We start from the raw sequence: 24,758 nt of genomic DNA on the forward strand, positions 1-24,758 counted from the left end.
TTTAGAAAGTTTCGCGAAAAACTCACAGAAGTCATTAATTTATAATATGTTATCCTTTTTACTTTCTACGAATCGCTCAAAAAGGTCTGCAAAATTAATATAATTAATATTTAAAACCAAACAATTATCCTGTGACCTTAAATTATATGATGTGTCTCATACTTAGATATCAAATTATAATGCTTAGACTAATATTTATTGGCTCATATATTTAGTATATTTACTACACTAATTAAATTTAAAATTTTAAAAATCATGGTTAAAGCTAAATATCAAGCAGTTTTAGATCTTGGGGAACAATTAAACGTCCAGGATGGAGACGTAAAAGAAGAAAACGGAGTACTTAAAATTAAAGGTACTGCAGCAACACAATATGAGAAAAATTTACTTTGGGATGCTATTAAAGCTGCCGGTGGAGAGAATCCATCTGATATTATGGCTAACATTACTGTAGCAGACGAATCAGTTTATGCAAGACATAAAGTAGCATCAGGTGAGACTTTAGGAAAAATCGCTAAACACTATTATGGTGATGCAATGAAATATAAAGAAATATTCGAAGCGAATTCTGACATACTCAAAAATCCAGATTCAATTTATCCTGATCAAGAATTAGTGATTCCAAATCTTTAAATCAGCGTTAAAAAAAAAGCGACCTTTGAGTCGCTTTTTTTTATTCCTTTGAATTTACCAGCTTGAGAATTTGATGGACTTGTTCGTCAATCGTCATTTCAGAATTATCTATTTCAATAGCATCAACTGCTTTCACTAAGGGAGAATCTTCTCGAGATGAGTCTATACGATCTCTAGTTGTTACATTTTCTAGCACCTCATCATAACTTAAATGGTGCCCTCGTTCTAACAACTCTTTATAGCGACGTTTAGCCCGTGTTTCAGCTGAAGCAATCATAAATATTTTAATTTCAGCATCAGGAAAAACAACGGTACCAATATCTCTACCGTCCATAACAATACCTCTATCCTTGCCCATTAATTGCTGCTCTTCTACCAACTTTTGTCTAACTTCAGAAATAGTTGCAACTGGACTAACAAACCTTGACACCTCTAATGTACGAATGGCTTTCTCTATATTCTTGTTATTGAGATAAACTTCTGCAAAACCCAATTCTTCATTAAACTTAAATGTAATATGTATATGATGAAGTTGCGCTATTAATGCATCTGAACTAAAAAATCCTTCGCCTATTATATTCTGTTCAATCGCATAATAAGTAACAGCGCGATACATGGCGCCTGTATCTACATAAATATAGTTTAAAGCTTTTGCCAATTGTTTAGCAATGGTACTTTTACCTGTTGAGGAAAATCCATCAATGGCTATGATTATGTTTTGCTTATCGTCTTCTGCCATCTAAATCTATTTGAAGCCCAAAAAAACTAGTGTTTGATGCGCTTGTATATCTTGCATGAGTATAACTAAAACGCATTTTATTTAGTCGAATTGAAATACCTGCCGAAATTCCAGAGAAATTTCTTTGATCTACGATTCTCAATTCCTCTGCTCGTCTAAAGTTATAACCTATTCTTAAATTAAATCCTTTTTCAGGCCATAATTCTGCACCCAATATGAGATGCCTTAAGGCATTATTAAAAAAGCCTACCTTTTCTTGGGTTTGATTTCCATCTAAATCTGTTATAGCTCTGGCTGGATTAGACGTACCTATTGGCCATTCTTGTAAGTTCTCTAGAGTTAAATGCCAACGAATTGGCACATTCTCTAAGGTTTGAGACATTCCAAAATTGACTTCAAATGGTAACGTCTCATTTTGTCCTGCATAAGTTGTAAACTGAGTACCCAAATTTCTTACAGTCAATGCGGCATGAAAGTCTAGTTTTTCGTTGATATACATTATACCAATATCTACTGCTCCTCCAACTGAGTTGTACTGTTCTAGTAAAGATGTAATGACTTTGACATTGGCTCCTACATAAAAATCAGTAAATGGAATATTATAATTGTATCCTGCTGATATTGCGGCTTCATTGCCACTAAAGCTTCCTGTTGGATTGCCATTTACATCGTAACCATCAAACGTTCCGTAATTGATATAGGTGATCCCAAAATGAAAGGTTTGCAAATGTCTATCCCAAGTGTAAGCATAAGCTGCAGTTCCATACGTTACATCACCAAGATAATTTGATGCATTAACAGCTAATTGGTTATGCATTTTCCAATTTATTGATGCAGGGTTATAAAGAGCTTCCGTAACATCTGAATCAAAATTTGTTATGATTTTACCACCTAAGGCAGCTTGACGCGGAGAAGAAACCAAATTTAGAAATTGATAAGTAGAGCCTCCTCCCAATTGTGCAAACAATGGTAATGCCAACAGCATGAAACAGAACTGGGTAACCCTCTTAATCATAGATTCTGCAAAATAACTAAATCAAACTTAAAACGATGATATGAAATTTTTATTTTTTTTAAAGGAAGTATTTCTACTTAAGCTTGAGCTTTTGCCCTATTTTAATAAGGTTTGTTGTTAAACCATTAAGTCGTTTTAACCCTTCCACAGAAATACCATTTCGCTTCGAAATATTGTATAAAGTGTCTCCTTTTGATACGACCCAATAATCTAAGTCATCCGTCGCCTTGGAGGTATTAAAATTTGAAACTCGAAGTATTTGATTAACTCTTATCAAATTTGAATTAAGACCGTTTTGGGTTTTAAGTTCGTTTACTGTGGTACCATACCAATTAGACAAACTGTAGAGGGTTTCCCCTTCCAAAACTGTATGAAATTCAATTTCAACAGCGTTTTTTGAGGTTTGAAAGGATTCTTTTTCTTCAATTTCTATTGACTCCGTAATAGGATTTTCTTCAACCGTAGTATCGAAGTTTCGAATCTTTAGACGCTGCCCATCGTTAACTAATGTAGATTCTAAATTATTTACCTCTTTAAGTTTTGTTAAGGTGGTGTTATAACGATTAGCGATGTCTAATAAGGTTTCATTTCCATTAACCACATGAAAATCAGTATTTTTTACATTGTCCTGAAGTAATTCACCCCTTTGTTCAACAAGTTTTAGAGAATCTTTTATGGTTATTACCCTTGTTTCATTAGAATCGACTAAAGTAATCTCGCCAGTTAAAACATTAAGCTTTGCTGGTTTACCATCAAGCAAAACGTCCTTAAATCTTACTTTAGTTTCTTGCCCAAAAGCAAATAGACCAGCCAATAAAACTATAACTACCGAGAGTATTAATCGTTTATAATCGTTTTGCATGCTTTACTTTTTGATTGGTAATGGCAATATCTAACACATCACTCATATCTTTCACATAATGAAAAGTAAGGCCTTTGAGATATTCTGGCTTTATTTCATCTATATCTCGCTTATTATCCTCACAAAGTAAAATCTCCTTAATCTTAGCGCGTTTAGCTGCTAATATTTTTTCTTTAATACCTCCAACTGGCAATACCTTTCCTCTCAAGGTAATTTCTCCGGTCATTGCCAAACTCTTTTTCACTTTACGTTGTGTAAATAAAGATACTAAAGATGTAAGCATCGTTACACCTGCGCTTGGACCATCTTTAGGCGTGGCACCCTCAGGAACATGAATATGGACATTATACTTATGAAAAACCTCTGGATTAATATCAAATTTATCTGCATTAGCTTTAATATACTCCATAGCAATCGTTGCAGATTCTTTCATTACTTTACCTAGATTTCCTGTAATAGAAAGTGCTCCTTTACCTTTAGACAGAATAGACTCAATGAATAATATATCACCGCCAACTCTTGTCCATGCTAATCCAGTCACAACACCAGCTACATTATTGTTTTCATACTTATCACGCTCTAATCTCGGACTACCTAAGACCTTAATAATATCTTCATTAGAAACCTTAACATTGTAATCCTCTTCCATTGCTATATTCTTAGCAGCATAGCGTACCATCTTTGCAATTTGCTTTTCTAAACCCCTAACACCAGACTCTCTTGTATAGCCTTCGACAATTTTCTCTAATTGTGGCTTTCCTATTTTAAGGTGAGCATTATGCAATCCATGCTCTTTTAATTGCTTGGGTAATAAATGACGTTTAGCGATCTCTACCTTTTCTTCAATGGTATAACCAGTAACATTGATAATTTCCATACGGTCTCTTAATGCTGGCTGAATCGTTGCAAGACTATTTGAAGTAGCAATAAACATGACTTTAGACAAATCATAGCCCATTTCCAAGAAGTTATCATAAAACTCATTATTCTGTTCTGGGTCTAATACTTCTAGCATTGCCGATGACGGATCACCTTGATGCCCTGCCGATAGTTTATCAATCTCATCTAGTACAAAAACTGGGTTTGACGTTCCAGCTTTCTTTAAGCTTTGAATTATACGTCCTGGCATTGCACCGATGTAAGTCTTACGATGTCCTCGAATCTCTGCCTCGTCTCTTAATCCACCTAATGAGATTCTAACATATTCTCTACCTAAAGCTTCAGCTATAGATTTACCAAGTGATGTTTTTCCAACACCTGGAGGACCATAAAGACAAAGTATTGGAGACTTCATATCGTTCCTAAGCTTTAAAACCGCTAAATACTCAATGATCCGCTTTTTAACATCATCTAAGCCAAAATGATCACGACCCAATATTTTCATCGCGCGTTTCAAATCAAATTGGTCTTCGCTAAATTCATTCCATGGTAAGTCTAAAAACAGATCTAAGTAATTCCGTTGAATGGAATACTCAGCGACTTGTGGATTCATACGTTGCATTTTTGCAAGTTCCTTCTCAAAGTGTTTGCTTACCTTTTCGTCCCAATGCTTATCTTTAGCTCTGGCTTTCATCTCCTCAATTTCTTGGCCTGAAGAGACTCCTCCGCCTAATTCCTCTTGAATAGTTTTCATTTGCTGATGCAAGAAATACTCGCGCTGTTGCTGGTTCATATCGCTTTGCACCTTATTTTGAATATCATTTTTAAGCTCAAGTTTTTGATATTCTAAATTCATATACTTTAAGGTCTGTAAGGCACGCTCTTTAAGATCATTAATCTTGAGAAGGTCTTGCTTTTCTTCGACCTTAAGATTCATGTTAGAAGACACAAAATTCACTAAAAAGGAATTACTTTCAATATTCTTAATGGCAAAGGTTGCCTCAGTTGGGATATTCGGGCTTTCTTTAATTATTTCTAAAGAAAGATCTTTAATAGAATCGATAATTGCTGTAAACTCCTCATTTCCTTGTTCGGGTTTTGACTCAGACAAGTCCGAAATGGTTGCTGTTAAATAAGGGTTTTCAGAAATTACCTCATTTATTTGAAAACGCTTTTTTCCTTGAATTATAACGGTCGTATTACCATCTGGCATTTTCAACACCTTCAAGATTCTCGCTACAGTACCTGTTTTATATATATCTTGCACTGAAGGTTTTTCTATAGCTTCATCTTTCTGAGCCACTACTCCAATAACCTTACCGCCTTTATTTGCGTCATTTATTAATTTAATTGAAGTATCTCTACCAGCCGTAATTGGAATTACTACTCCTGGAAATAAAACTGTATTTCTTAATGGTAAAATTGGAAGTGACTCTGGTAATACTTCATTATTAATTAGCTCTTCATCTTCTGGAGTCATCAACGGAATTAACTCTGAATTTTCATCAAAATCTTGTAGTGACAAAGTGTCAAGTCCTAATATTTTTTGTTTTCCCATATTATTTTTAAGTCATTCTGTCATTAAAAAACCCAGAATCACATGTATTTAAAAGTATTAATAATTAACTTTATTCTGAATATCAGTTAGTTATAAGATATCCAAAGTTATTCACACTTATATGTTTTCAATTGTTATGCCATTAGCTTTATAGAAAAATTAAAAGTTTTTTAAAGAAACTGTAACACTTAACCAATCGTCGCATCTATATACCAAAGCAATTGTTTTTTTGACATCAACCAATCAAGATATCGAACAGTTATTGTTGCTTTGTCAATCTCGTGACCAGCGTGCACAATTAGAGGTTTACAACAGATATAACAAAGCCATGTATAACACAGCTCTAAGAATTGTTAAAGATTCTTTTAAAGCTGAGGACATAATGCAGGAGTCATTTTTAACAGCATTTACAAAGCTGAATACTCTAGAGGACAGCAAACTCTTCGGTGCATGGTTAAAACGTATTGTAGTAAACAACAGTATTGCACACTACAATAAAGCCACAAAACGACATGAAATAGCTTTAGACGCAGTCATGTACAAAGTAGAAAATGATAATGGTATTGACGAGAGTAATCAAAATTCTGATAAGGTTAAACAAATAATGGGTGTTATGAAAACGCTCAAACCAAATTATAGTTTGGGTTTATCGCTTCATCTCATAGAAGGATACGATTACGAAGAAATCTGCGAAATAATGGATATTTCCTACGCTAACTGTAGAACCATGATTTCCAGAGCTAAAGAGAGTTTACGTAAAAAACTAATGCAAACAGCTTAATGTCATAATTATGCAAAAAGATACTTTAGACGAATTATTCAAAAATCTCGAAGGCGGCTTTGATACTGAAAATCCGAATGCAGGTCATCAAGATCGATTTTTAGAGAAACTCAAAGCTCATGAATCTTTAAATTCTAAGATAAATTCTGGATTTAATTGGAAGTCATTTTTAGCCGTTGCTGCCTCATTGTTGATTTGCCTTAGCGTAATTGCCACTGTCAATGCACGTACTGACGTTATAGATTTAGCAAGTGTATCACCAGAAATGTCTGAAACTCAAGACTTCTTTACAGCAACAATTGAAGCTGAATTAAGAAAAATTAATCAAGAAAAGTCTCCTGTAACGGAAACATTAATTGAAGATGCGCTTAACTCAATAGAATCTTTAGAATCGGAGTACGAGAACTTAAAATTAAGTCTTACAGCTAACGGAAATGACCAACGTATTATTTATGCAATGATTAATAATTTTCAAAGTAGGGTTGATATTTTAAATAATGTCCTTGAAGAAATAGAAAATTTAAAACAACTAAATATCGGTACTAATGAAACAACAAATACAATATAAAATTTTCTTATACCTATTACTGGTTCCATTTATTTCGGCAGGTAGTACGGGTATTAATACCACAAAAATATCAAAAGAAAAGACGGTTAAAAAATCTTTTAACGTAAGCAGTAATGCCACTTTGAAAGTGGATAATTCTTTCGGTAATGTTAACATTATAACATGGGATGAAAATCGTATAGAATTTAATGTTTCCATAAAAGTAAGTGGAAACAATGGTAACAAGGTCCAAGAACGACTAGAGGGTATTGACATAGAGTTTAGCTCAAGTTCTAATTTAGTTTCTGCAATCACCAAGATAGAAAAGAACAAAAACAGTTGGTGGAATTGGGGTAAAAAAATGAACTTAAAGATGGAGATTGACTATGTCATAAAAATGCCAATGACTAATAATGTTAATCTTCGAAATAAATTTGGAGCCATTAATTTAGATAAACTAAAAGGCTCATCTAAAATCCGTTGCGACCATGGAAAAATAACAACTAAAGAGTTGTTATCTAACACTAACGATATTAGCTTTAATCATACACGTGACAGCTACTTCGAATACATTAAGAATGGCGAAATATCTACGACTCATAGCAGTTTTACTATTGCAAAAACTGAAAACTTAAAGCTTAAAGCACAACACACAAAGTCAGTTGTTGAAATTGCAGAAAATATAGATTTTAAATGCTCTCACGGATCTTTAACGGTAGACAATGTAAATCTTATTGAAGGTAATAGTTCACATTTAACCACAAGAATTGGAACGTTATTTAAAAATGCAGATTTAAGGACAATTCATGGGTCATTAAAGATTACTCGAATTGGTTCTAAGGCTAATTCTATTGAAATAGAATCAAATTTCACAGGTGTTTCAATAGGATACGATGCTTCCTTTAACTTTAATTTCGACCTAGAACTACAATTTGGTTCACTACGAGATACTGAAGGTTTTAACTTTGTGGATAAAGAATTGGATCGTCATCAGAAACACTACCGAGGTTATTATGGATCCAATAATTCTGGTAATACATTAAAAATCAACTCACAACACGGGAGTGTTAGTTTTAAAAAGCAGTAACATCAAAAACGACCATTAATCAAACAATTAAGACAATGAAACTATTAAAATCACTAACAGTCGTTGCATTATTATTCAACGCTACTACAACTCAGGCCCAATGGAAAAGAGTCAAGGGAGATGGTAACATAACAACAACAAGTAGAAATACTGGAGACTACGATGGCTTAAATGCTGCAGGACCAATGGACTTTAAATTGGTTCAAGGTGCAGAAGGTTTAATTACAATTAAAGGTGACTCAAATTTAATGGAGTACATTATCACTGAGGTTATAGATGGAAAGCTAGTTGTAAGATCAAAAAAAGGTATTAATCTTAAACCAACTAAATCTATAACTGTTACTGTACCATATCAGTCTATTTCGTCTGTATCTCTTGCAGGATCTGGAGATATTGAAAATTCAGGAACCATCAAGTCAGGTGACTTTAAAGTTACATTAGCAGGTTCTGGTGATATAGATTTAAATGTAGATACAGACTCGTTAGAAAGCGGCATAGCAGGATCTGGCGATATACAACTAAGTGGTTCAACAGGTAATCTTAAAACTAAAGTTGAAGGTTCTGGAGACTTCGACGGGAGCAAACTTGACAGTAAGGATGTAGAAGTTAAAATTTCAGGCTCTGGCGATGTAAATGTTGTATGTCATGGTGCTCTTAATGTTAAAATTTCGGGATCCGGAGATGTGAAATATTCTGGAAATCCCACAAGTAAAGACACAAACGTTAGCGGATCAGGAAGTATATCTAATTAGGCCCCAATATGAAACTAAAAAAGGACAAGCGAGTTAGATTTGTCCTTTTTTATTATACTAGGTAGGTCTTTATTCTTTTTCGTAAACATATGTAACAGGCTCAACTATGGACTCATCTGGATTTAAAACATTAGTTGCAGTAAATCCACCCTCAATGACTTTAAATAAACTATCTGCATTTCTAAAATAATTTTCTGTACTCCCATCTTGAAATGTGATTATTATTGAATTATTACCGCTTTGTATCCAGGTAAAAGTTATATTGTTACTTATCATTGTGCAATCAACATAGAAGTCTTCACCACCTGAATCATCTGGAATATAAGTTATCTGGGCCATAGATCTCAAAAAAAATATCCCTGTACCATCTGCATTAAAAGCGATGGTTTCATTATCATAACAGTCAATTTCTTCCAAGTAATCAAAGGTTACTTCTCCGTCATTATCTATATCTATACCTTGATCATTTAGCCATGATACTAATCGCCATTCGCCCACAGTATCCTCAAAGACAGGTTGGCAATTTCCCAAATCGAAAATAAAACCAGCCAGCTCGCCAAATGGATCACCACAAACTTCTATTTGATATTCTAGGGCGTCTCTATATAATTCGCATAGCTCTGTAAAATCAGTAATTAAAGCACTTTCATAATTTGTTCTGGCAATTTCAGTGGCTGCCTCTGCTTCTGCACAAAGTGCATCCGGTGACGCACATGACCCTAATTCTTCTATAATAAGCTGTAAACTGCCATCTTCGTCACCACAGATTTCAATCTGATTTTGTAAAGCATCTCTATAAATTTGGCATAACACAGAGTAATTTGTTTCTGTAGCATTAGAGAAGTCTATTGCCGCATTAATTGTGAATTCAATAGCATCTATACAACTGTTATCTTCAAATGCAATGTCTCCCTCATAGGGCTCATTCTGACAAGAAAAAAATAAAAGAAGTACAACAGTTATGTATGGTCTACAGTTGTTCTTTAACATAGCATGATAAAAGTAAGCATTAATTTTTAATCTCTTGCTTTGGAACTTTAAAGAGTAAAATGATGCCCATTAAAAAGAAAATAAACAGAAATAAAATAGAATTACGCATACTGCCAGTTATTTGATCAATAAAGCCATAAATAAGCATACCTATGACTATTCCTATCTTTTCTGCCACATCAAAAAAGCTAAAATAAGATGTTGTATCCTCTGTTTCTGGTAAAAATTTAGAATACGTCGACCTTGCTAAGGATTGAATTCCACCCATAACTAATCCAACTAATGATGCGGCGACATAAAATTGAATAGGTGTTTCCATAAAATAAGCATAAAAACATAACGCCATCCAAATAAAATTTACGCCAATTAGTGTTTTAATATTTCCGAATTTAGCCGAAGTTCTAGACGTTAATACTGCTCCTAGAATAGCTACAAGCTGAATAACCAAAATACTAACAATTAAACCAGTGGTTTTGGCATCATCACTTTCCCAAGCAATTTCCTCCTCGCCAAAATAAACTGCAACGAGCATTATGGTTTGTACAGCCATACTAAATACAAAAAACGCGTACAAATACCGTTTTAAACGGAGATTTTCTTTTAACTGTTCCCACACTCCCATTAATTCTCTAAAACCGTTCAGCACTACGGATTTGGTTACTTTATGTCCAGATGAAACTCCTTTAGGTAAAACATAAAAAGTATACTGACTAAACAATGCCCACCAAACACCAACTGTAATAAAGGAATAACGCATCATTTGCATTTTTTCTTCACCAGTTTCTTGACTCATTACCATGGCAAGGTTTATGATTAAAAGTAAAACACTTCCTATATAGCCCATGGAAAAACCTTTGGCACTTATGCTATCTTGCTGCTCTTCAAATGCAATATCAGGTAAGTAAGAGTTATAATAAACCAAACTCCCCCAATAACCTATTAAGCCCATAAAATAAAATAGCAAGCTCAGGTGAATTCTATCTAAATCAAACCAATACAATCCAATACATCCAGCAGAACCAACATAACAGAAAAACTTCATGAATTTTTTCTTATTTCCTACATAATCAGCAATACCAGAAAGTATCGGTGAAATAATAGCAACAACTAAAAACGTAAATGCTGTAACAAATGTTATAAGCGCTGTACTTTTAAATTGATAGCCAAAAGCAGTGACGCTCTTAACTTCAGAAATAAACAATGCCGAATAAAATATTGGAAAAATAGAAGAGGCAATAGTTAAGGTATAAACGGAGTTTGCCCAATCATAAAATGCCCAGGCATTGAGCAATTTTTTACTCCCTTTTTCTAGTTGATTCATAGTATAAAATAAAAAATCTGCCCATTGTGAGCTGCTTCTAAAGTACTCAATTATTCTTTAAATGAATATTAATTTATAGGTCTAAATGTTATTACTCCGTACTTTTTAGCTTCAGCTTTAGCCATTGGAGAAAGTTCTAATAGATGAGCTATACGCGAATCGTTGCTTGGATGTGTACTTAAAAATTCTGGTGGAGCTTGTCCGTCATTATGAGCCTTCATCCGTTTCCATAATTCTGCAGCCTCATCTGGATTATAACCTGCAATAGCCATCAGGTACAATCCTATTTTATCTGCTTCAGATTCATGACTTCTGCTAAATGGTAACATCAAGCCAACAGCTGACCCAATACCGTAAGCTTGCATCCATAATTCCTGATTTTCAGGCGACTGATTCCCACTTGCAACAGCCACTGCAACCCCTCCTGCCTGTTGTAACATTCCTGAACTCATGCGTTGTTGACCATGATTAGCAAGTGCGTGCGCTACTTCATGTCCCATAATTGCAGCTACTCCTGTTTCGTTTTGAGCAATGGGTAAAATACCAGTATAAAACGCGATCTTTCCCCCAGGCATGCACCAAGCGTTAATTTGCTCTGATTCTATAAGTTTGTACTCCCACTTATAATCAACCAAATAACCTTGATATCCGTTAGCATTTAACCAAAGCTCTGCGGCAACCGCAATACGTTGGCCAACACGTGTTATCATCTCTGAATCCTTCGTCGCCGTTAAGACTTTATTATCACTTAACACCTGATCATATTGTGCAAAAGATGAAGCAAACAGCTGATCGTTAGATACAAGTGCGATTGTTTTTTTACCCGTGAATGGATTGGTTGCGCATGATATAACTAATACAATAAATCCAATGATTAATACTGCCTTTATAAAACGCATAGTCTAGAATTTAAATGTCAGAACACTAAAATACAAAATCTGTTCGCAATTAATAGATACCTAGACTAAGGCATTAGTCATGCTTTATTTTGAAGCTTCACCAATAATATGCAATTCTGAAAAGTTTTTATTAACAACAAATGAACTGGTACCATTAGATTTTAAATGTTCTAATGAAATTGTTTCATTGTCTAATTGTATTTCAGTAATGTCAAAAGGTAATCCATGAACAATAATCTTAAATGCATCATACGGGGTGATAAACTTTCCTTCCTTATACTGGTTAATTATAAGTTCATTTTTACGACCTGTAAGTGTAAAGTTTCTCAGACTATATCGGCCTTTTGTATAATCGAACCCATCATTTGCATCACTAAATAATTCGCTCTCCTCTTTACCCTTCTTATAATAAACATCAAGAGTAATCTCTTTAATTTCCTTTTCGCCTACATATTGTTGAATTGGATATTTAGGAATAATAGCACCTTCCTTTATAAATATTGGCATACTATCTATATCAGCATCAACCCACATTTCTTTGCCACCTTTAACCATTTCATCAGTCCAGAAGTTGTACCAATTACCGTTTGGTATGTACATGCGTCTTCCTTTAGCATTAGCTTCTAAAACAGGACAAGCCAATATTTGTTCTCCAAAAATAAATTCGTCAGTTCTGTAATGCGTTTGCACATCGTCCTGATCATACAATACTAGTGACTTAAGCATTGGTGTTCCATGATCGGCATAGTTCCAAAATGCAGTATACAAATATGGTAATAACTGGTATCGTATCTCGATAAACTTTCTAACAATATCTGTTACGTCCTCATCGAATGTCCATGGTTCTTGATCACCATGGTCACCTGAAGAATGCACCCTAAAAAACGGATGGAACACACCAAGCTGAATCCAACGCGTAAACAACTCACCTTGCGGTTGTTCTGCAAAACCTCCAATATCACTACCAGCAAAGCCAAAACCAGACATTGCTAAACGCTGTGCCTGAATATTAGCTATCCATAAATGCTCCCATGTTGCGACATTATCACCAGTCCAAGTAGAGGTGTAACGTTGCGTACCTGAATATGCAGCTCTTGTAATAACAAATGGTCTTTTAGGATAAGAGTACTTTTTAAGCCCTTGATAAGTTGCTCTTGCCATTTGCATTCCATAAATATTATGAGCTTTTCTGTGACTACATGGATTGCCATCATAATCATGTCTTACGTCATCTGGAAACGTTTTATTTGGAACTTCCATTACGGCAGGTTCGTTCATATCATTCCATACACCTTTAACACCAACATCCTCGATAAGCTCCTTAAAAAGTCCTGACCACCAATCTCGTACTTCTGGATTTGTAAAATCAGGGAAATGACATTCTCCAGGCCAAACTTTACCTTTCATATAAGCCCCATCCGCCCTTTTACAGAAATAGTCTTTATCTAAAGCTTCCTTAAAAACATCATACTTCTTATCAATTTTAATTCCTGGATCGATAATAACTACGGTTTTAAATCCTTGTTCCTTTAACTCGGATACCATTTGCTTCGGATTTGGAAAATGATTCTTGTCCCAAGTAAAACAACGGAAGCCATCCATGTAATCAATATCTAAATAAATCGCATCACATGGAATTTTTAGTTTTCTAAACGTAGAAGTAATTTCTTTAACCTTAGATTCTGGATAATAACTCCATTTACATTGATGAAAACCCAAGGCCCACATTGGTGGTAAGTGATGAGGCTTTCCAGTTAAATCCGTGTAGCTCTCAACAACATCAGTCATTTTTGGACCATAAAAGAAATAATAATTCATTTCTCCTCCTTGTGCCCAAAAACTAGTTACATTTCTGCGTTCGTGTGCAAAATCAAAAGAAGTCCTAAAAGAGTTATCAAAGAAAATACCATAGGCCTTTCCATGATGTAATCCTGTGTAAAAAGGTATAGATTTATAGATAGGGTCTGTATCCTTACCATAAGCGTAAGAATCTGTAACCCAATTAGTATATCGTCTTCCTTTAAGGTTAAGATGATGTGGTTTATCGCCTAAACCATAATAGCTTTCTCCGTCATTAGAAACCTTACTCATTTTAACCACATTTCCACCAAATTGGTAACTCTCCTCCCAATGAAATCCTATTTCATCTTGATTAATTAGAGTATTGTCTTTCGCATCATATATTGCAATACGAAGACTCTCTTTTGAGATTTCACAACGAAGTTTCGTTGTTGTAATCGTATATAAATCTTCATTTTCTTCAATTTCAAGCTTATTATATCCAATACTTGCATATTTAGTTATGGCATATGAAAAATCATTTTCAAAATAACCAACTGTAGTGTACCTAAACCTTAAAACACTATCTCTAACGACAGTTATCTGAAGAATTACATTGTTATTAGTAGTAAAATATAATTTATCGACATCCTTTTCGAATCCGATAATTTTAGATGGAAACTGATTTCCTTTATTTTCTAATTCAGTATTTGTAATCATAGCATCACCATTATCAAAAATCCGTGTAAAAAAACACAAAAAATAGAACTTAAAAAAGTGATAAGACTTCTATTTATAGTTAGTTGTAAACTATAACGTTTTCGGTATAATTGAACAGAATAAATTTAAAATGAATAAAAAAAAAGGTGTCTAAATTTAGACACCTTTCCAACTATATTGTTAAAAATTTATTCTTTAATGAGCTTCATGGTCGTTGCACCAAAGTCCGTATTTATTTTTGCCAAATAAATTCCAGAACCTAAGCCATCTGATGAAATAATTACAGAATTACCAGAAACCGGAACTAAAAGAACTTGTTTTCCTAAAATATCAAAAACTTCAATAGAATTAATACTCGCAGTGCTCGATTCAACATTCCAGCTACTACCAGTTGGATTTGGATATACACTTAAACTTACATCGTTTAAAGTAACATCTTTAATGCTTAATGCTGCCCCTTGTTCCCAAACATAACTAACTGTTTTGTCACCATCAATTTGGAGGAAACGGTTAGTAAATCCACCATTCGTCACGGTATAAGGTGTTCCTTCAGTAAAGTTTTCTTGTCCTGCCCAACTGTCATGCGCAAATTTAAATTCTATTTGTTCCTCTGTCAATGGAAGTGTCACTGACCAAATACCATTTCCTTGGTCTACTAATACATTACATCCGCCACACCAGCCATTGAATGTACCATTTATTTCAGGGGTGGTGTAAGAGCCCCCATAACCACTCATATCAACAATAAAGGTTACATCGTGTGGTCCATTTATACCATCCGTATCCTCATAACAGACAGCAAAATTAGGTGTAGACAAATTCATATCAGAACCTGCAACCTCTAAGAATCTATTTGTAAATCCACCATTGGTAGTTGTACAAACGGCACCAGCACTGAAGTTTTCCTGATCAGTCCAATCATCAATAGTAAATTTATAATCATAGGTACCATCCGCTAACGGGAGCGTTACTTGCCAAATACCACTACCCATATCTGTCATTGGGTTATCAGTACCAGACCATCCATTTAAGGACCCACTAACATAAACCGTGGTAAAAGACCCACTATAACCGCTCATATCAACACTGAAGGTTATGTCGCTTTGAGCATTAACACTTGCGCCAAAAAGGCAAAAAAGGAAAATGTAGATTTGTTTCATAATCGTTTATTAATTAGTTGTTCTTATTATAAATTTAATAAAAAAGATAACAAATTAAAATTCTGTTTGATTTTCTGACAGAAAACTAATTACTACAACGATTTCGTGTTAATAAAATTAATTATTAAGACAGACTTAGCAAGACTGAACTACTTCTGATATTTAAAGGCCACCATACCTAATGGTGGAATATCAATTTCAATAGAATTATCTCTGAATTGCCATGGGTTATTTTTAGTCGTCTGCATTTTATTCTTATAAGCTCCAGAACCAAAATATTTTTTGAGATCACTATTAAAAACTTCCTTGAGCTTACCATCACGTGGCACACCCATTTTATAGTTTTCTCTTGGTACTGGTGTCATATTACAAGCAATCACTAAATCATTCGCAAAATCATATCCTTTTCTAATGTAAACTAAAACAGAATTCTCATTGTCATTATAATCAATCCATTCAAATCCTTCGCCTGTAAACTGTTTTTCATACAAAGCAGGCTCACTTTTGTATAGTTTATTCAAGTCTTTTATTAACGTTTGTACACCTTTGTGTGGTTCGTATTGTAGTAAATGCCAATCTAGGCTCTGTTGGAAATTCCATTCCTCACTTTGACCAAACTCAGCACCTTGAAAAAGCAGGTTTGTACCTGGATGTGTAAACATATATGAGTACAAAAGTCTTAAATTCGCAAAGCGTTGCCACTCATCTCCTGGCATACGACCCAAAATTGAATGCTTTCCATAAACCACCTCATCATGACTTAATGGTAGCATAAAGTTTTCGGTAAATGCATAAGTCATGCTAAAGGTCAAATCGTTTTGGTGATGTTTACGATAAATTGGTTCTTTTGCAAAATACTGTAGGGTATCATGCATCCAACCCATCATCCACTTCATGCCAAAGCCTAAACCTCCGATGTAAGTTGGTTTAGAAACCATTGGGAAAGATGTTGATTCTTCAGCAATGGTTTGCACATCTGGAAATGCACTATAAACAGCTTCATTCATCTCGCGCATAAACGCAATAGCTTCTAAATTTTCTCGTCCTCCAAACATATTTGGTTCCCATTCTCCATCTTCTCTACTGTAGTCTAAAAACAGCATTGAAGCAACAGCATCTACACGTAAACCATCCGCATGATATTGATCTAACCAAAAAATAGCATTACTGATAAGAAATGATTTAACCTCATTTCGGCCATAATTAAAAATTAGACTTTTCCAGTCGGGATGGTATCCTTTTCTTCGATCTGGGTGCTCGTATAAAGCAGATCCATCAAAGAATCCTAATCCATGTGCATCTTCTGGAAAATGTGACGGCACCCAATCGAGTATAATACCTATATCATTCTGGTGCAGTTTATCCACCAATATTTTAAAATCTTCAGGATATCCAAAACGTGAAGTTGGCGCAAAATAGCCCGTAAGCTGGTAGCCCCAAGATGGATCGTAAGGATATTCCATTATTGGCATTAACTCCACATGCGTAAAATTCATGTCCTTCACATAAGACACCAAATCATCAGCTAACTCCTCATAGGTGAGAAAACGATTTTCTTCTACTTTTTTCTTCCAAGATCCTAAGTGTACTTCGTAGACTGAAAAAGGTGCATCTAAAGCATTGTGCTTTTCACGCTTTTTCATCCATTTATTGTCCTTCCACTTGTAACTGTCATCCCATACAATCGAAGCTGTTTTTGGAGGATGTTCACATCGTCTTGCGTAAGGATCCGCCTTCTCGGTTTTTATATCGTTATGATGGCTATGGATTTTGTATTTATAAACGTTGCCTTTACCAACTCCAGGTATAAAACCTTCCCAAATACCACTTCCATCCCAACGCACATTTAGCTTATGGTCTCCTTCTAGCCAAAAGTTAAAATCACCAATTACCGAAACTGATTTAGCACTAGGTGCCCATACTGCAAAATACGTACCTTCTACTCCATCAACAGTGGTGATGTGTGATCCAAATTTTTCATACAGTCGGTAATGCTTTCCTGATTTAAATAAATTAATATCAAAATCTGTAAATAAACTATGTACTTTAACTTCTGCCATAAATCTTTAGTGGTTGATAATATTTGAAATTCCTTTTAAAGGAATCACAGCCCATTGCGGACGAGAGTTTAGTTCATAACCCAACTCATATACTGCCTTTTCTAACATCGAATACTTTAATAAGAAAATACGCTCTTGGTTATAGCCAATATTGATATTTGCGTTTTGAATTTCTGTAACATATGTGCCTAAAAACACATTTTTGAGATAGCGATATAAGACCTCGCCTGCATCAAACAACTGATCTTGAGTATGCTTATAATTCTTCAGATTATTAAATATTGTGGCATATATCGCGTAATGGAAGGACCTAAATAAACCAGCTACATCTTTAAGTGGTGGTTGTTTTACTTTTCGATCTCTAATGGTACTTTCCGGCTCACCTTCAAAATCTAAAATATAAAAATCATCATTTTGTACTAAGACCTGTCCTAAATGGTAATCGCCATGCACACGTAGTCTTTCACCCTTAAGTTTGGTCCAATCAAAATCTACAAACCGCTTTCTAATTTCATTTTTTTTCTCCAGAAATTCCTGAGCCAATTCTAAAGCCAATCCGTCTAACTTATGTAAATTATTTTCTACAGCATTAAGACGATTCTGAAATTGATACAGTAATCGGTTTTTTAACCAAACCGTATAGTCACCATTAAAACGTGTTGGTGTAAACGCAGTGTCCTCAAATTCAGAACCTAAAGCAATATGCATCTCTGCAGTACGCTTGGCTAATGTTTGAACTTTTGTAAATACATTAAGTCCTACCCAATCAATAATTTGAGGGGAAATGTCTCTAATCGTCATGCGCTCAAAGCGATTAGCGATTGGTAAGGCTTCTATATTTATGTTCTTATATTCTAAATTAGAAAACACCTTATGTAATTCCTTGAGCATATAATCCCAGGCGTCGCCTTCATTAGGAACCATTTCGTTCATTAAGGCAATAGTTATATTGGTGTTTTCTTGATCTTTTATTTGCATACTACCTAAGTAGGCAGGTGTATTTTTAAAGTCTTTCTTTTCTGATAAGAAACGACTCATTTCATAGTCTGGATTTCGATCTGCATAAATGCGTCTGAAGAACTTTAATACAAACTTATCATTATAGATAATAGATGTATTGCTTTGTTCTAAGCCCATAAACCTTGATGATTTGTATTTACAATCTTTCAGTAAAGAACTTCGTTTATATTGAACTCGTGTTCGGTCTTTTGGCACAGCTGTTAAAATACGCTCAAAAACAACACGCCTAAAGGCTTCCAAATTGATGGCATCTATAATATAGCCTTCCTGACTTTGAATACTTATTGGTAAAATACGATCATCTTGCGCAAAGCTCTCATCGGAAACAAAGGCAATTGGCAAAAAGTAATGCTGATAAAATGCTTCATAGAAATTAACCTCTAAAATAAGGCCATAATACACTTCTTCATTCTGCTGAATTCTGAAGTATTCTGATAATTCGATGTATTTAAGTTTACTCGATTTACCACCATACCAGCGTTGTTTGGTAATATACTTTTCAAGTACATCAGATAAAAATGTCTTTACAAAATCCTCATTTTCCATTAATTCTTCCCACCTCACATCAAAATTGAATGGCGTCGTAGGATTAATGATAGTGTTGGACTTTTTCTTTGACATCTATTTATTTATTTTGAAAATATGAAATGGTAAAGTTGGGTGTAACTCTACAAAATTCCACTCATTGTGCCAGTTATAACTACTTCCAGTAACAAGATCACTCACTGTAATTTGCTGACCTTCATGAACACCCAGATCCGATAATGGTAATTGAACTGTTCCTTGTTGCATGTAATAATGCTCTAAGCTTACAATAATTAATAACTCGTCCGTTTTGGCATCATTCCATTTGTAAAAAGCTATTAAGTTGTCATTTTCAATATGACAGAACTTAATATTATTGGTTTGTTGTAAAGCTTCATGCTCATGTCTAATAGCATTGACCTTTGAAATAATTGAAGTCAATTTGTTCTGAACGGTCCAATCATAATGCTTTACCTCAAATTTCTCAGACATATAATACTCTTCCTTACCAGGAATTGCCTCGTCGATCTGCTGTTCGAATACAGGTCCATAAATACCAATATTTGAGCTTAGTGTTGCGGCCAAAACGTAGCGCTGAATGTATTTTGATTCATTGGCACCTTGCAAATGGTAAGGATTTATGTCTGGTGTATTTGGCCAAAAATTAGGTCGCATGTATTCACGCTGATCAGATTCCGTCAGTTCGGTCATATACTCAATGAGCTCATGCTTGGTATTACGCCAAGTAAAATAGGTATACGACTGTGTATAGCCTTGCTTAGCCAACTGTTGCATTACCTTTGGTTTAGTAAAGGCCTCAGCTAAGAAAATCACATCAGGATGTTTCTTTTTAACCTCTGATATCGCCCAGTTCCAAAAATAGTAAGGTTTAGTATGTGGATTATCTACTCTAAATACATTAATACCACAATCTTTTATCCAATAAAGTAGAATATCAAGGCACTCTCTCCAAAGGTTCTTGTAATCTTTGCTTTCCCAATAGATTGGTAATATATCTTGGTACTTTTTTGGTGGATTCTCTGCGTATTGAACCGTGCCGTCTGGACGCCATTTAAACCATTCAGGGTTTGATTTTACCCATGGATGGTCAGGTGCCGCTTGTAAGGCATAATCCATAGCAACTTCAATTCCTAAATCCTTTGCTTTCTCAACAAGTATTTTAAAATCCTCAACAGTTCCTAGTTGTGGGTGAATATCTTTATGACCTCCATGCTTAGATCCAATTCCCCAGGCCGATCCTGAGTCACCTTCCTTAGCATCTGTTGTATTATTTCTTCCTTTACGGTTTACTTCACCTATAGGATGCACAGGCGGAAAATACAAAGTATCAAATCCCATTTCAGCAATACGAGGTAGTAAACGCACACAGTCTTTAAAGGTGCCATGTTGGCCTTCGGTCTCAGAAGATGATCGTGGAAAGAACTCATACCAAGTACTAAATAAGGCTTTCTTTCGATCTACATATACTTGATATTCCTGTGTTTCATTCGCAAGATCCTTCTGGGGATATTTAAAGAAAATTTCTCGCAATTTTAATGATATAGCTTCAACTATTGCTTTTTCATATTTACCTTCATCCCCAAAACAGTCTATACAATATTTCAAATATTGCTCTTCTTCTTTTGAAGCGCTTTTAAGCATTGGCTTTATGTAAGTGATACCTTCTAATAATTCAGACTTAACATGCTGATTGTCGTCAATCTTTCTTTCTATACCATGTTGCCAATTAAGCGCATGATCTACCCAACCTTGAACTTTATAACTATAAAAACCTTGCTTAGTAACCGTAAAAGTGGTGCGCCATTCATCATTAACAACATGATGCATTCTAGCCTCACTCCATTTACGCTCCTTTTCATGCTTAAATAACACTGAAGCTGCAATGACGTCATGGCCATCTACCAAAATATGTGCATCTACATTAATTATTTCGTTTACAATACGCTTTATGAAAAACTCTCCACCGTTAATTTGAGGATTAACAGCATCAATTACAACTCGTCTTTGGTTCAGCATTTTTATGGATAAATGTTAATTACGTTGCGAAATTACTATAGAATTGGAATATAAAAAATAGATTGTTTCTCGTAGAACAACTACAACGTTATAATTTGATAACTCTTTAAAAAACAATTAAATAATCTATTGAATTATGGTTTTAGATGGAATAATAGCATCTTTTTTAACAACGACAATACCATCTTTTATAAAGTAGGTATCAGTCTCTGTATCTTCTAAATGCTTCCCTCCGTTAATTCTTACGTCATCACCAATTCTACAGTTTTTATCGAGGATAACATTTTTGATAAAGCATCGCTCACCGATTCCCATAAATATTTTAATCTTCTTTTCTTGAACCTCTTCTAAGGATTCATAATGATCATTACCCATCATATAACAGTTAATCACTGTCGACTCAGCGCCTATACGCGACCGAATTCCTATCACAGAGCGTTCAATCTTAGCGGCATGAATAATACTTCCCTCCGAAATTACCGTTCTATCTAAAAGTGTCCCAGAGATTTTTGAAGTAGGCAAAATTCTTGCGTTGGTATATACACGTTGGTTGTTGTCGTACAGATTAAACTTTGGAATTTCGTCTGTTAAACCTAAATTGGCTTCAAAGAAGGAATCAATATTCCCAATATCAGTCCAGTAGCCTTCAAACTGATAACTTAAAGTTTTATGCTTTTCAATAGCATCTGGAATGATCTCCTTACCAAAATCTACTCTATCAGGTTCCTTCATTAATTCCACTAATAAGTCTTTATTAAAGATATAGATTCCCATTGATGCTAAATAATGTCGTCCTTCATTTTTCATATCGTCACTAACTGGCGATGTCCAATCTGGTAACAATGATGCATCTGGTTTTTCGATAAAAGACCTTATGATATTATTTTCGTCCGTTTTCAATATACCAAATGCTGTTGCATCTTTAGCATTAACGGGTTGTGTTGCTATTGATATCGCTGCACCGCTTTCAATATGTGCTGAAATCATCTTGTTAAAATCCATTTGATACAGCTGATCTCCAGAAAGTATCAGAACATATTCAAAATCATGCTGTAATACATGATGCATACTCTGCCTTACAGCATCGGCTGTACCTTGAAACCACTTATCACTATTAATGGTTTGCTCAGCAGCCAAAACATCTACAAAAGCAGAACTAAAAAAACTAAAATGGTACGTGTTTTTAATGTGCCTATTTAATGAAGCAGAGTTAAACTGAGTTAACACATACATTCTTTTTATGTCTGAATTAATACAGTTAGAAATTGGGATATCAACCAAACGATACTTTCCCGCAATTGGTACTGCTGGTTTTGATCTGTTTTCTGTTAATGGATATAATCGAGACCCTTGACCTCCCCCTAAAATAATGGATATGACTTTGTCGTTAATCATTTGTTGTTTATTAGTGATTGGTAAATTGATTTTGTTTGTTTTGCAATAGCCTTCCAATCAAAGAATGCTTCTACCCTTTGTCGACCAGCTTTTGCCATTTTATTCCTTAATGCGTCATCTGCGATAACACGATTTATACCATCTGCTAAGTCACGAGAAAACTGATCTGGATCAACAGGCTCAAATGGTGCTTCATTTTGTTGCGTTACATCAATTAACAATCCTGTTTCACCTTCTACCACAACTTCTTTTATACCACCAACTGCACTGGCAACAACAGCGGTTTCACAAGCCATAGCTTCTATATTAATTATACCGAATGGCTCATATATAGACGGGCAACAAAATACAGAAGCATGAGAATAGAGTTGAATTACATCTTTTTTATTGAGCATTTTATCTATCCAAAAGATGTTATCTCTATTTTTTGATGCCTCTTCTACAGCATCTTCCATTTCCTTCGCAATTTCTTTTGTATCTGGTGCACCAGCGCAAAGTACAATCTGTGTTTCAGGATCAATATACTTTACAGCGTTTACTAAATGTATAATACCCTTCTGTCTAGTAATTCGCCCTACAAATAATACGAAAGGTTTATTCTTATCAATACCATAGTGATCTAAAACATCTGTTTCTTTTACCACTGAATACTCTTTAAGATCAATACCATTGTATACAACTTCGACTTTTGATTCATCAACATTAAAATGCTTTAATACATCTTCCTTAGTTTCTTGAGAAACCGCAATGAGACAATCGGCCATTTCAATAGCTGTTTTCTCAACCCAAGATGAGGCATCATAGCCGCTGCCAAGTTGCTCGCGTTTCCAAGGTCGCAGTGGTTCTAAGGAATGTGTAGTAACAACTAAAGGGGCACCATAGCATAACTTTGCCATTATACCTGCAAAATGGGAATACCAAGTATGACAATGTACTACATCAGCATCAATTACATCAGCATTCATATGAAGTCCCGTACTTAAGGTTTTGAATACCGATTTTAGTTTATCATCGCTATTTTCAAAAAGACCGTCTTCGAAAGGATAACCTGTGACGTTTAAATTAGTTCTTCTTACATTTTGATCGCCAAATGCTCTAACATCAATTTCCATGAGTTCAGACAGTTCCTTTGCCAAATATTCTACATGAACACCAGCACCGCCGTACACATAAGGTGGAAATTCCCTTGTTAAGAATAATGCCTTCATTTAGTTGTTGGTTTTAATTGGATACAAAATAACAAAAGAGGTATTTAAGATAGGGAAAAAAACCTTAATCCTTAACATAAAAATAACCGAAAACGGTTTAGTAAGTTTTCGAAATAATCACCGACTATTTACTAGGTTAAAAATTCGTAACTTCATCACATGAAAAAGATAGTATTTATATTAACAATCGGTATACTTTTTAGCTGTAATTCAACGGCACAAAAAGGAGAAAAAAAAGAACAGGATATATTTCCTATAAGTAAAACGGATACAGAATGGAAAACATTCCTGAATGAGAATGAATATTATGTTCTAAGAAAAGCCGGAACTGAACGAGCGTTTACTGGTAAATATTGGAATAACAAAAAGAAAGGTATTTATTATTCTGCTGCTACAGGTCAACCATTATTTAGTTCAGAGCACAAATTTAAATCTGGAACTGGATGGCCAAGTTTTTATAAACCAATTGATGACAACGCCATTCTGGAACTTGTAGATAGAAGTCATGGTATGGTAAGAACCGAAGTGATTGATAGTGGTAGTGGTTCACATTTAGGCCACGTATTTAATGACGGCCCCCCTCCTACAGGACTGAGATACTGCATGAATTCTGCTGCATTAATATTTGTTGAAGAAGGAAAAGAATTACCAGAAATTGTTAAGCAATGGCAAGAAAAATTCGAAGAATAACATCTATAAATTAATGTTTTCAATACATGAAAAGCTCTTTTCTATACAGTGTTTTAAAACAGTTTGAATATTATAGAAGATTAGGGGATAAAACTATAGCT

General features: G+C 34.7%; 20 protein-coding genes. 6 read left to right on the forward strand and 14 right to left on the reverse strand.

What is annotated here, in order from left to right; translation table 11 throughout:
- Nucleotides 1-255: 255 nt before the first annotated feature.
- Nucleotides 256-633 (forward strand): LysM peptidoglycan-binding domain-containing protein, encoded by a 378-nt coding sequence (locus tag HRU49_RS02515; protein ID WP_296353835.1) that lies wholly within the window; start codon nucleotides 256-258, stop codon nucleotides 631-633.
- A gap of 40 nt (nucleotides 634-673) precedes the next feature.
- Here the strand turns inward: HRU49_RS02515 and cmk are convergent, their stop codons facing one another.
- The 4 genes from cmk to lon all read right to left on the reverse strand — a co-directional run bounded on the left by cmk (nucleotide 674) and on the right by lon (nucleotide 5,686).
- The gene (gene cmk, locus HRU49_RS02520; protein WP_296353836.1) at nucleotides 674-1,372 is read right to left on the reverse strand and encodes a (d)CMP kinase; all 699 of its coding nucleotides are present in this window, start codon (nucleotides 1,370-1,372) and stop codon (nucleotides 674-676) included.
- Nucleotides 1,356-2,387, reverse strand: a complete 1,032-nt coding sequence (gene porQ, locus HRU49_RS02525) for a type IX secretion system protein PorQ (RefSeq protein WP_296353838.1) — start codon at nucleotides 2,385-2,387, stop codon at nucleotides 1,356-1,358. The genes cmk and porQ overlap by 17 nt, the downstream gene beginning before the upstream one ends.
- Nucleotides 2,388-2,460: 73 nt before the next feature.
- Nucleotides 2,461-3,249 (reverse strand): LysM peptidoglycan-binding domain-containing protein, encoded by a 789-nt coding sequence (locus tag HRU49_RS02530; RefSeq protein WP_296353839.1) that lies wholly within the window; start codon nucleotides 3,247-3,249, stop codon nucleotides 2,461-2,463.
- On the reverse strand, nucleotides 3,233-5,686 hold the full coding sequence (gene lon / locus HRU49_RS02535; RefSeq protein ID WP_296353841.1) for an endopeptidase La: 2,454 nt from the start codon (nucleotides 5,684-5,686) through the stop codon (nucleotides 3,233-3,235). Before lon ends, HRU49_RS02530 begins: the two co-directional genes overlap by 17 nt.
- A gap of 229 nt (nucleotides 5,687-5,915) precedes the next feature.
- Between lon and HRU49_RS02540 the strand changes: the two genes are divergently transcribed.
- Genes HRU49_RS02540 through HRU49_RS02555 form a run of 4 tightly spaced genes read left to right on the forward strand, consistent with a single transcriptional unit; the run spans nucleotide 5,916 to nucleotide 8,853 of the window.
- Nucleotides 5,916-6,467, forward strand: coding sequence for an RNA polymerase sigma factor (locus tag HRU49_RS02540; protein WP_296353842.1), 552 nt, complete (start codon nucleotides 5,916-5,918; stop codon nucleotides 6,465-6,467).
- Nucleotides 6,468-6,477: 10 nt separating this feature from the next.
- The gene (locus tag HRU49_RS02545; protein ID WP_296353844.1) at nucleotides 6,478-7,035 is read left to right on the forward strand and encodes a hypothetical protein; all 558 of its coding nucleotides are present in this window, start codon (nucleotides 6,478-6,480) and stop codon (nucleotides 7,033-7,035) included.
- Nucleotides 7,013-8,101, forward strand: a complete 1,089-nt coding sequence (locus tag HRU49_RS02550; protein ID WP_296353846.1) for a hypothetical protein — start codon at nucleotides 7,013-7,015, stop codon at nucleotides 8,099-8,101. Before HRU49_RS02545 ends, HRU49_RS02550 begins: the two co-directional genes overlap by 23 nt.
- A gap of 35 nt (nucleotides 8,102-8,136) precedes the next feature.
- Nucleotides 8,137-8,853 (forward strand): head GIN domain-containing protein, encoded by a 717-nt coding sequence (locus HRU49_RS02555; RefSeq protein ID WP_296353848.1) that lies wholly within the window; start codon nucleotides 8,137-8,139, stop codon nucleotides 8,851-8,853.
- Between the two features lie 69 nt (nucleotides 8,854-8,922).
- On the opposite strand, the gene HRU49_RS02560 is transcribed toward HRU49_RS02555, so the two are convergent.
- The 10 genes from HRU49_RS02560 to glgA all read right to left on the reverse strand — a co-directional run bounded on the left by HRU49_RS02560 (nucleotide 8,923) and on the right by glgA (nucleotide 23,967).
- Nucleotides 8,923-9,843, reverse strand: coding sequence for a hypothetical protein (locus HRU49_RS02560; protein ID WP_296353849.1), 921 nt, complete (start codon nucleotides 9,841-9,843; stop codon nucleotides 8,923-8,925).
- Nucleotides 9,844-9,862: 19 nt separating this feature from the next.
- A complete protein-coding gene (locus tag HRU49_RS02565; protein ID WP_296353851.1) occupies nucleotides 9,863-11,164 on the reverse strand; it encodes an MFS transporter in 1,302 nt (433 codons plus the stop codon).
- Between the two features lie 68 nt (nucleotides 11,165-11,232).
- Nucleotides 11,233-12,063 (reverse strand): M48 family metallopeptidase, encoded by an 831-nt coding sequence (locus HRU49_RS02570; RefSeq protein WP_296353852.1) that lies wholly within the window; start codon nucleotides 12,061-12,063, stop codon nucleotides 11,233-11,235.
- Nucleotides 12,064-12,147: 84 nt separating this feature from the next.
- Complete coding sequence (locus tag HRU49_RS02575) at nucleotides 12,148-14,562, reverse strand: glycoside hydrolase family 31 protein (protein ID WP_296353853.1); 2,415 nt, start codon at nucleotides 14,560-14,562, stop codon at nucleotides 12,148-12,150.
- 188 nt (nucleotides 14,563-14,750) lie between these two features.
- Nucleotides 14,751-15,722 carry a T9SS type A sorting domain-containing protein gene (locus HRU49_RS02580; RefSeq protein WP_296353855.1) on the reverse strand — a complete coding sequence of 324 codons (972 nt, stop codon included), beginning with the start codon at nucleotides 15,720-15,722 and terminating at the stop codon, nucleotides 14,751-14,753.
- A gap of 149 nt (nucleotides 15,723-15,871) precedes the next feature.
- Nucleotides 15,872-17,782, reverse strand: coding sequence for a 1,4-alpha-glucan branching protein GlgB (gene glgB, locus HRU49_RS02585; protein WP_296353857.1), 1,911 nt, complete (start codon nucleotides 17,780-17,782; stop codon nucleotides 15,872-15,874).
- Between the two features lie 6 nt (nucleotides 17,783-17,788).
- Complete coding sequence (locus HRU49_RS02590) at nucleotides 17,789-19,423, reverse strand: trehalose synthase (protein ID WP_296353859.1); 1,635 nt, start codon at nucleotides 19,421-19,423, stop codon at nucleotides 17,789-17,791.
- A complete protein-coding gene (locus HRU49_RS02595; RefSeq protein WP_296353861.1) occupies nucleotides 19,424-21,364 on the reverse strand; it encodes an alpha-1,4-glucan--maltose-1-phosphate maltosyltransferase in 1,941 nt (646 codons plus the stop codon).
- Nucleotides 21,365-21,490: 126 nt separating this feature from the next.
- Nucleotides 21,491-22,759: a glucose-1-phosphate adenylyltransferase gene (locus tag HRU49_RS02600; protein WP_296353863.1), complete on the reverse strand. Its 1,269-nt coding sequence runs from the start codon at nucleotides 22,757-22,759 to the stop codon at nucleotides 21,491-21,493.
- Nucleotides 22,756-23,967 (reverse strand): glycogen synthase, encoded by a 1,212-nt coding sequence (glgA, locus tag HRU49_RS02605; protein ID WP_296353865.1) that lies wholly within the window; start codon nucleotides 23,965-23,967, stop codon nucleotides 22,756-22,758. Before glgA ends, HRU49_RS02600 begins: the two co-directional genes overlap by 4 nt.
- Nucleotides 23,968-24,213: 246 nt before the next feature.
- On the opposite strand from glgA, the gene msrB reads away from it, so the two are divergent.
- On the forward strand, nucleotides 24,214-24,657 hold the full coding sequence (msrB, locus tag HRU49_RS02610) for a peptide-methionine (R)-S-oxide reductase MsrB (RefSeq protein ID WP_363146176.1): 444 nt from the start codon (nucleotides 24,214-24,216) through the stop codon (nucleotides 24,655-24,657).
- Nucleotides 24,658-24,758 lie beyond the last annotated feature (101 nt).

Source organism: Winogradskyella sp. (assembly GCF_013213975.1).
In the GTDB taxonomy this organism is placed as follows: Bacteria; Bacteroidota; Bacteroidia; order Flavobacteriales; family Flavobacteriaceae; genus Winogradskyella.